An 8,367-nucleotide genomic window follows, 5' to 3' on the forward strand; every position below is an offset into this window, starting at 1 on the left:
TCCTTATGCCGGCTGTTGGATAGCTTTTAGGCTACCTTTAGATGCAGTAACAGTTTTGTACGTGTTGTATGCCAATAAGAACATACCAGATAGGAAGATGAATCCACCTAAGAAACGTACAAAGTAGAATGGGTAAGACGCTTGTACAGATTCAACGAAGCTGTACGTCAGTGTGCCGTCAGAGTTAACTGCACGCCACATCAGACCTTGCATTACACCTGAGATCCACATTGCAACAATGTAGAAAACCGTACCGATAGTTGCTAACCAGAAGTGAATATTGATTAGAGATACAGAGTACATACGTTCTTGACCAAATAGGCGAGGAACTAGGTGATATACAGAACCGATTGAAACCATTGCAACCCAACCTAACGCACCAGAGTGAACGTGGCCGATAGTCCAGTCCGTGTAGTGAGAAAGTGCATTAACCGTTTTGATTGCCATCATTGGGCCTTCGAAAGTCGACATGCCGTAGAATGATAGAGAAACGATTAAGAAACGTAGGATAGGGTCGTAGCGCAGCTTATGCCAAGCACCAGATAGAGTCATAATACCGTTGATCATACCACCCCAAGAAGGAGCGAATAGAACCAAAGACATAACCATACCTAGAGACTGAGTCCAATCTGGAAGTGCAGTGTAGTGAAGGTGGTGAGGACCAGCCCAAATGTACAGTGACACCAATGCCCAGAAGTGAACAATAGACAAACGGTAAGAATAAACTGGACGCTCTGCTTGCTTAGGTACGAAGTAGTACATCATACCAAGGAAACCAGCTGTTAATAGGAAACCTACCGCGTTGTGGCCGTACCACCATTGTACCATTGCATCTACCGCACCTGAGTAAATTGAGTACGACTTAGTCAGAGAGACAGGGATAGCAAGGCTGTTTACGATATGTAAAACAGCAACGGTGATAATGAAGGCTCCGAAGAACCAGTTCGCTACGTAAATATGAGAAGTTTTACGCTTAATCATAGTTCCGAAGAACACGATGGCGTAAGCAACCCATACTAAGGTAATAGCAATATCGATCGGCCATTCTAGTTCTGCGTACTCTTTACCTGAGGTAATACCCAAAGGTAGAGTGATTGCAGCGGAAAGAATAATCGCTTGCCAACCCCAAAAGGTGAAGGCGACAAGAGGGCCACCAAATAAACGCGTCTGACAAGTTCTCTGCACAACATAATATGATGTTGCAAACAGGGCACTCGTACCGAACGCAAAAATAACCGCATTAGTATGCAGGGGACGTAAACGACTGTACGTCAACCACGGCGTATCAAAGTTTAGCTGTGGCCAAACTAATTGAGCGGCAATCAAAACACCAACAGCCATGCCAACTATACCCCAGAGAATGGTTACTAAGGTAAACTGACGAACGACTGTATAGTTGTAGTTTTGTTCAAGCTGCTTTTCTTGGCTCATTTGCATGCTTCCAATTTCTAATTAACTACACTTTACTTCCAACACGACAAACGTCGTAATGCCACCCAAATCTACAAAAGAAAGTGAGCTTATTCATAACTTTATTTCTGCTTGCTGATTTTGAAAAAAAGTGGCATTTTCAACGCGACACTATACTTGAATTAACAAATCAATGACAGAGTAGTAACCTTACCCTTGGTCTGGATTTGTAAATTTATTTAAAAACTTTGAAGTTTGTTACAAGGAGTAAGCGATAAAATGGCAGCACAGAAGTTAACAAAAGGGCGACTTGTTCAAATAGTGTTCATGATGGTTATTTTGTTAGCAGCATTCACTTGGAGAACAGTGACATACGAACAAGAATCAAATTGGCAGTGCGATGCCACTTTACCTTGTGAAATAGAAATTGATGACTGGAATATTACGATTTCTAACCATAGCGATGGCTTTTTGATTGAAACATCAAAAAGTGAAGATCTTGATATTTCAGTTGAGCAGCCTACTCAAATTAGCCAAATATCTAAATCTCGCTGGTTGGTTCAGTCTAATGATGCAGATCCAGTAATATCTGTTACATGGGCGCAACAAGAAAAGCCGTTAGTAGTACAGCTCACAAAACCAAATCACAGCCAAAACTAATGCATCAAATCAATATCAACACAATAGTTAAGTGTTATAAATTCAACTTTGGTCTTACTAACTGAATCAGCGAATGAAGTTTAAATCTTTAACATCCACAGCATTAAATGAAGACAAAGTGGTCGCTGAGTTTTGCTCATCTCTATCTACTCACCACCTTGCTTGCCTCATTTGCTACTGCACCGAAGAATACGATGCGTCGGCTTTACAACAAGAACTGGTGAAACGCTTTAATAACGTTCCCATTCACGGGTGCACCACGTGCCAAGGCGTAATGACCGAAAAGGGGTTTCAGAAAGGCCCTGTAGTAGGTCTACTTGCTGTTTATGACAGTGGCATCAATGCCTATGGAACAGGAATAGGCGAGTTTGGCGAGTCAATAAGTGACACTGTATCGCATGTTATCGACATGGCGCTATTAAGTGCAGATCGTGTTGGTGAAGTGCCCGACTTAATACTTATGCATTCAACTCCAGGCGATGAAGAGAAAGTCCTAAATGCGTTGGACCAGAAATTTGGTACTCAAGTACCTTTAATTGGTGGCAGCGCTGCAGATAATATGGTTTCTAAATCTTGGTCGGTATTCACAGAGCAGAAGTGCTCTAGCAATGCACTGTCTATAACTGTCTTCTTTGCATCGCAGGCTATTTATTCATCCTTTAGCGCAGGCCATGCACCAACAAAATTTTCAGGTATAGCATCCAAGGTAAACCAACGAGTGTTGCTAGAAATTGATGATAAGCCGGCCACACAGGTCTACCATGCATGGACGAATGAACATATTAAAGATGACAACAATACTTTCCTATTCGAGCGAGCGACTGTATACCCATTAGGTCGGCATGTGGGGACAGATCATACTCAACCTTATTTCAAATTATCTCACCCGATTCGCGAAACAGACAATAATGGAATAGAGCTGTTCACTGACTTGAGTGAAGGTGACACTGTCTACCTAATGGCTGGTTGCAAAGATCAGTTGATCAGCCGCGCGGCCCACGTAATTAAGTCTTCATATTATGAAGGGGTTGAAGTTGAAGAGAAACTTGGGGCCATAAACATATTCTGCGCGGGGCCAATGCTATACCTTAAACAAGATATGCAAGACGTGTGTGACAAAATCAACATCGCACTCGAAGGGCAGCCATTCATCAGCCCCTTCACGTTTGGTGAGCAAGGAAGGTTGTGCGGCGGAGAAAGTGCGCACGGAAACTTGATGGTGTCTTCTGCAACGTTTTATAGGTTAAAGGCATAGAATGAGCACCTTAGATACGGAAAAACTCAACGAGGCTCTAATCGAGTTAGAGCGAGTTAAAGCAAGAGAAGCTCGTACCTCTGAAGAGAATAGGGCGATCCTATCAACTATATCTGAAATTAGCCGAGCCTCTTGTCGTGAGCAGATATTTCAAAGCCTGAACACCGTTCTTAGGAAGTACATTGACTATGATGACTTCATTGTACTCTCTCGAAAGTCAGAACAACAAAGCTTCAAGACTCTACTTTCAACCAACACTATTTTCCTTGACCAAAACTGGACGCATGTCAGTAAGTTTAATAGAACTATTAACGGCGAATGTTCAATACTCTTTGAGCCTCATAAACTTAAAGAGTTTAGCGATTTAAACTCTATTGTTTTAAACCAAATAGGGACCGTTCTACTAACTGGCATTGACACTGGATTAACTCAATCTGTCATTATCTTAATCGGTTCTCACGCAAAAAACTTCAGTGTAGAGACCAAACATACACTGATGCGCTTTCGACCAATCATTGAAAGGGCTGTCATTGATATTGAAAGCAAAGAAAGGCTTGAAGAAACGGTTAGGCAAAGGACTCAAGAATTATTTGAAGCCCAAATAGAAGCAGAAAAAGCTAACAGAGCAAAATCTGAATTCCTTGCTATGATGAGCCATGAAATACGAACACCACTCAACTCAGTTATCGGGCTTTTTGACATTCTTCAGCGATCGTCATTAACCAAAGAGCAGGCAGATATTATTGCAAAAATGGAGTTTTCCTCTGAGCTCCTTTCTACCATCATTAGCGATATTTTAGATCTATCCAAAATAGAAGCAGGCAGCTTTACTCTATCACCACAGTGGGTTGATGTTAATGACACTGTAACGTTTGTTATCGAAGAACAACGCAGGCTCGCGCGTCAGAAGAATCTTACGTTATCACTAACGAATAATATTGAAGCCAAAACATTTTATTATCTAGACTCAACACGTGTCGCTCAAGTGTTATTCAATTTAGTGGGGAACGCAGTCAAGTTTACGCAAGTTGGTGATATTGCAGTAGAGGTGGTGGCTTCAAACACTAACTTATGTATAAAAATAAAGGATACCGGGATCGGAATTAGTGAGAAGCAACTGACTCAATTGTTTCAGCCTTTTAAGCAAGCCGATAGTTCCATAACAAGGCGCTTCGGAGGAACAGGCTTAGGGTTGGTAATTACAAAGCATCTGATTCATCTCATGAACGGCTCAATATCTGTTAAAAGTGAACTTAATATTGGAACTGAATTCCTAATTAATTTGCCCGTTAAAGCTAAATCTGTAAATGATGTAAAACATACATCTACGATAGACGCGATAGAAGAAACTCCAAAAGAGCTATCCATTCTAGTGGTTGAAGACAACCCAACGAATCAAATGGTCATAAAGCTAATTTTAAATAGAATGGGTCACAAAGTACGAATAGTGAGTAATGGCTCTGAAGCCGTGAAATTTGTGAAAGAACATCACCAGAGCTTAGATCTAATCTTTATGGATTTATCTATGCCGGTAATGGACGGTTTAACAACAACCAAATATATTCGGAAAGAATCTATCAACAACCCAATAGTTGCCTTAACAGCCCACACAACAGACAGCGACAAACAAAAATGTTTAGATGCCGGAATGAACGCGTTTGTCGGAAAGCCGGTACGAACGGCAGAGATTGATAAAGCAATTAAGTCAGTAGGCTTATCTTAAGACTAATAATTGTATTCTTAATCGAAGATTAGGATATATGATTATTAGGTATTTTATGGTAAATAGGTTATGTTCAATAGAACCAAGCTAATTAAATCAATAAAGAGGTAGAGGGCGCATACTATAAGATATCGTACCTTTAATTTAACATAATACACATAATACGCACTGAGCTAGAGCCTTATTTGGTGTGATCACCATCAACGCAAATCCCGCGCAAGTCATTGAAATCGCTTTTAATCCTAGCCCGTTGCACTTTTTTGCTATGTGTTCCCACAACTGTTTAATCTCTGGATTTTCGTTGCGATCAACGTGACATCCCACCAAAGCAATCTCAGGGTCTATTCCTGAATTTTCCGCAAGAAAAACTGCTTCTGAATCAGATATATAGCGTGTTCCTTTACGCATTTCACCGATTCGCTGTCTCGGCAGATTCAAATCATGTGCAATCTGCTTATCTTGTACGTAGTTTTTCGCCTTTTTATAGGCATCTAACAGCTCATTTTGATACATATTGAATTCTCCCTTTGTCTTTATTCTAGCTGATTAGGCATGATTTTCCGTGCTTAACAGGCACAGTTAATCGTGCCTATAATCCTCACCAACAGATTCAAACCTGGTCACTCTCAATCAAGTCATGGTGGTTTTATGAAAAAGCTAAGCACTCACAACGCTATTATTTTAGATACGGAAACCACTGGCCTAGATAGGTTTGCTGAAGTGGTCGAAGTTTCTTTAATTTGCGCTAACTCTGGCAACATCTTATTTAGCTCGCTAATTGACCCTGTAAAACCAATTCCTTGTGATGTTTCAGCTATTCATGGGATTACTTCATCAGATGTTATTGGGCACCCGACTTTCCCTGAAATCAAATCAACCATTGAATCTTTGCTTTCTGAATGCGATTCCTTGCTCATTTATAACAGTTCTTTTGACCTGCGACTCCTATTTCAATCCTTCAGTTATTCCGGCGCTTCGTCTGACGCTATTGAATGTTTCCGTTCATTTCTTCGCGCCATCAGACCTAAAACATATTGCGTTATGCGCTGGTACGCTGAGTTCTATGGCGAAATGAATGAACACGATGATTTCAAATGGCAGTCCTTATCCAATGCTTGTTCACAACAGAACATCAATGTTTCTGATTTAACAGCACACCGCGCAACAGCTGATTGTGAAATGACTCGTCGCCTAATTGATGTTGTAAACACCAAGATTAAATCATCAGAGGTTTAATCATGGATTCCATCTACTTCGACAACGAACCCAATCACGGTATCAACGCGTATTTTCCTTGGGGTCATAACTTCTTTAAGACGCAACGCGACTTCTTCCAGTTCCTAGAGGTTCATTACGGCATGGTCTCATTTCAAATTGTTGAGATAACGGATGACAACTACCAAGAGCTTTTGGTTAAGGGCGTGTTTCATGCCATCTAAAAAACCGCACAAGTTCCATGATGAAGTTCGTCCGGTTCAAGTGGATCACTTAGCGTTTTCATTTTCGTATGGCTCGCTTCGACACTTGGACAGCTCTAACGACCAAGATTTTATCAACTTGCAATTTCCTGAATTTAAAAAGGTTCGCGTTGATGGTAAGCAAGATTCGCCCGCTGCCATCGAGAAATCTATCGAGTTACACCGTAACAAGTGCCGTAAGGTTTTGTCCCATAGGTTTGATGAGTTCATGTCGAAAGTCTTTAACTTCCGTCTGTCTCCTATGCGTGGCCGTGGCTTGCATGGTTATCAAGATTCGATGGTGATTTTGGATTCGACGGGCACCGTTGAATGTGGCTTGGTTGGGATTGGCGGCAACAATGACACCGTATTTGTTCAAGTAAACGGTACAGGTTGTAAGAAGCTGTTTGAGTTTACGACCCATGAAAAAATCCATTGGTGGTTGGCCTCTTGCCTGGGTATCACTCGCCTCGCCCGCTTGGATTTATGCGTCGATGATTACACGGGTAACTTTGACTGTAAGTACGCTGAGAAATGTTTTTATGAGGGAGCGTTTCGCACTGCTTCTCGTGGTCGTGGTCCGACAATGGTCCCTCATAAGCGCGTTTCCCAAACAGGCGAATTGTCTGAAGAAGCGGTCTTGGTTGGCTCTCGTACGTCTTCTATTTACTGGCGTATCTACAACAAGAAATTCGAGCAGAAAATCACTGACCCTGAAGTGATTTGGTACCGCAATGAAGTGGAACTGAAAAAGTGCGACGTTTCATTGATGGCCTCTCCTGCTTCTGCCTTTGCTGGCCTTTGCGATTTCTCAGCCAGTATCGACCCAGCTGAACCTATGAAGATTGAACTCAACAAGAAGAAAGCCGGATTAGAGTTCATGGCTCGTATTGCTTGGGTTCGTCGCCAATGTGGAAAAGCGCTATCTGAAATCGTGGCCATGACTGATGGTGATTTAGGTGAAGCATTTGGAATGCTCATCCCTACACATCATCGACGTGCCAATTTTGAAACCTCGTTGGGCGTTCCCGACGAATACACAAGACAAAAAGTCGAAATTTTGGAGTCAAGAATATGCCTACAATAACTGGAATCTCTATCAAACGTTTCCCTAAATCGGGAATGGAATTCGCTGAACTGTCAGTACTTCGCGCGGTAGAAGAAGTCGACAATGAAAAGTTTCAACAAACGGGCATCGGCTTCTCAACCGACATTCCTTACAACAAGCAAGCGCTGAAAATCGACGTGGATTATGCGCGTCAGCTTATCCAGTCGCGTGCGTTCGTGGCCAACCGCGAATACCAACTGAGCTTTGGTGCTAACCCGAATGATCCTTTAGACATTTTGGTGAACAAGCTTGAGCCAGTGGACGACGAAATCAAAAAGCATTTCCAAGCGTCACTTAAGGCTTAATCCATGGCATTTGTTACAGGGTACTGCGCCAGTCTTCTCTCTTTTGATGGGGCTAACTCAACAATCATCTTGGAGTACAACACGACCAATATCGTGAGTACAAACAAGAGCAATTGTGATTGGGCGGTATCGGTAACAACCGAGTTCTTGGAATCTCAAAACAATTATTACTTTTTAGAATCACAACCTGCGGCAGTAAGCAGCGATTACCAACTCAACATTGATTCGGAAATCTACACCACGGTTTCAGGTTGGATTCTATTTTCATTCGTTTCTGGTCACGCACTGGGGCGAATACTCAAAGCGCTTGGCAGACGCTAAGCATTTAATCTTTATATACATTTTAGGAAATAAAACTTATGAAACGTTTACTTTTGGCTGGTGCAACTCTTGGTGTTTCTTCTGCGGCTTTTGCTGAAGACAGTGCGGTGACTACAGCGCTTAATGCG

General features: G+C 41.9%; 10 protein-coding genes. 8 read left to right on the forward strand and 2 right to left on the reverse strand.

Annotation, left to right across the window (positions count from 1 at the left end; all coding sequences use genetic code 11):
• Positions 1 to 3 precede the first annotated feature (3 nt).
• Positions 4 to 1,431: a cytochrome-c oxidase, cbb3-type subunit I gene (ccoN, locus tag ELZ11_RS19545; protein ID WP_167494725.1), complete on the reverse strand. Its 1,428-nt coding sequence runs from the start codon at positions 1,429 to 1,431 to the stop codon at positions 4 to 6.
• A gap of 258 nt (positions 1,432 to 1,689) precedes the next feature.
• On the opposite strand from ccoN, the gene ELZ11_RS19550 reads away from it, so the two are divergent.
• From ELZ11_RS19550 to ELZ11_RS19560, 3 genes are all read left to right on the forward strand, one after another.
• Positions 1,690 to 2,070, forward strand: a complete 381-nt coding sequence (locus ELZ11_RS19550) for a hypothetical protein (protein ID WP_137359060.1) — start codon at positions 1,690 to 1,692, stop codon at positions 2,068 to 2,070.
• 73 nt (positions 2,071 to 2,143) lie between these two features.
• On the forward strand, positions 2,144 to 3,325 hold the full coding sequence (locus ELZ11_RS19555) for an FIST signal transduction protein (RefSeq protein ID WP_137359061.1): 1,182 nt from the start codon (positions 2,144 to 2,146) through the stop codon (positions 3,323 to 3,325).
• Between the two features lies 1 nt (position 3,326).
• The gene (locus ELZ11_RS19560) at positions 3,327 to 5,048 is read left to right on the forward strand and encodes a response regulator (RefSeq protein ID WP_137359062.1); all 1,722 of its coding nucleotides are present in this window, start codon (positions 3,327 to 3,329) and stop codon (positions 5,046 to 5,048) included.
• A 144-nt stretch (positions 5,049 to 5,192) separates the two neighbouring features.
• Here the strand turns inward: ELZ11_RS19560 and ELZ11_RS19565 are convergent, their stop codons facing one another.
• Complete coding sequence (locus tag ELZ11_RS19565; protein ID WP_137359063.1) at positions 5,193 to 5,561, reverse strand: DUF3693 domain-containing protein; 369 nt, start codon at positions 5,559 to 5,561, stop codon at positions 5,193 to 5,195.
• A gap of 135 nt (positions 5,562 to 5,696) precedes the next feature.
• Between ELZ11_RS19565 and ELZ11_RS19570 the strand changes: the two genes are divergently transcribed.
• From ELZ11_RS19570 to ELZ11_RS19590, 5 genes are read left to right on the forward strand one after another with little or no spacing between them, the layout of a single operon-like run.
• Positions 5,697 to 6,284 carry a 3'-5' exonuclease gene (locus ELZ11_RS19570; RefSeq protein ID WP_137359064.1) on the forward strand — a complete coding sequence of 196 codons (588 nt, stop codon included), beginning with the start codon at positions 5,697 to 5,699 and terminating at the stop codon, positions 6,282 to 6,284.
• A 2-nt stretch (positions 6,285 to 6,286) separates the two neighbouring features.
• Positions 6,287 to 6,487, forward strand: a complete 201-nt coding sequence (locus ELZ11_RS19575; RefSeq protein WP_137359065.1) for a hypothetical protein — start codon at positions 6,287 to 6,289, stop codon at positions 6,485 to 6,487.
• Positions 6,477 to 7,592, forward strand: coding sequence for a replication initiation factor domain-containing protein (locus ELZ11_RS19580; protein ID WP_137359066.1), 1,116 nt, complete (start codon positions 6,477 to 6,479; stop codon positions 7,590 to 7,592). The genes ELZ11_RS19575 and ELZ11_RS19580 overlap by 11 nt, the downstream gene beginning before the upstream one ends.
• Positions 7,580 to 7,918, forward strand: coding sequence for a DUF1293 family protein (locus ELZ11_RS19585; RefSeq protein WP_137357505.1), 339 nt, complete (start codon positions 7,580 to 7,582; stop codon positions 7,916 to 7,918). Before ELZ11_RS19580 ends, ELZ11_RS19585 begins: the two co-directional genes overlap by 13 nt.
• Before the next feature lie 3 nt (positions 7,919 to 7,921).
• Complete coding sequence (locus tag ELZ11_RS19590; RefSeq protein WP_137359067.1) at positions 7,922 to 8,239, forward strand: hypothetical protein; 318 nt, start codon at positions 7,922 to 7,924, stop codon at positions 8,237 to 8,239.
• Positions 8,240 to 8,367 lie beyond the last annotated feature (128 nt).

The organism is Vibrio profundi, assembly GCF_005281835.1.
Taxonomy (GTDB): Bacteria; Pseudomonadota; Gammaproteobacteria; order Enterobacterales; family Vibrionaceae; genus Vibrio; species Vibrio profundi.

What these genes read in the sequence shown, in the direction of transcription:
- ELZ11_RS19565 (WP_137359063.1), bottom strand. Translation starts at nt 5,561, where the DNA reads ATGTATCAAAATGAGCTGTTAGATGCCTATAAAAAGGCGAAAAACTAC.
- ELZ11_RS19555 (WP_137359061.1), top strand. Translation starts at nt 2,144, where the DNA reads ATGAAGTTTAAATCTTTAACATCCACAGCATTAAATGAAGACAAAGTG.
- ELZ11_RS19575 (WP_137359065.1), top strand. Translation starts at nt 6,287, where the DNA reads ATGGATTCCATCTACTTCGACAACGAACCCAATCACGGTATCAACGCG.
- ELZ11_RS19570 (WP_137359064.1), top strand. Translation starts at nt 5,697, where the DNA reads ATGAAAAAGCTAAGCACTCACAACGCTATTATTTTAGATACGGAAACC.
- ELZ11_RS19550 (WP_137359060.1), top strand. Translation starts at nt 1,690, where the DNA reads ATGGCAGCACAGAAGTTAACAAAAGGGCGACTTGTTCAAATAGTGTTC.
- ELZ11_RS19560 (WP_137359062.1), top strand. Translation starts at nt 3,327, where the DNA reads ATGAGCACCTTAGATACGGAAAAACTCAACGAGGCTCTAATCGAGTTA.
- ccoN (WP_167494725.1), bottom strand. Translation starts at nt 1,431, where the DNA reads ATGAGCCAAGAAAAGCAGCTTGAACAAAACTACAACTATACAGTCGTT.
- ELZ11_RS19585 (WP_137357505.1), top strand. Translation starts at nt 7,580, where the DNA reads ATGCCTACAATAACTGGAATCTCTATCAAACGTTTCCCTAAATCGGGA.
- ELZ11_RS19590 (WP_137359067.1), top strand. Translation starts at nt 7,922, where the DNA reads ATGGCATTTGTTACAGGGTACTGCGCCAGTCTTCTCTCTTTTGATGGG.
- ELZ11_RS19580 (WP_137359066.1), top strand. Translation starts at nt 6,477, where the DNA reads ATGCCATCTAAAAAACCGCACAAGTTCCATGATGAAGTTCGTCCGGTT.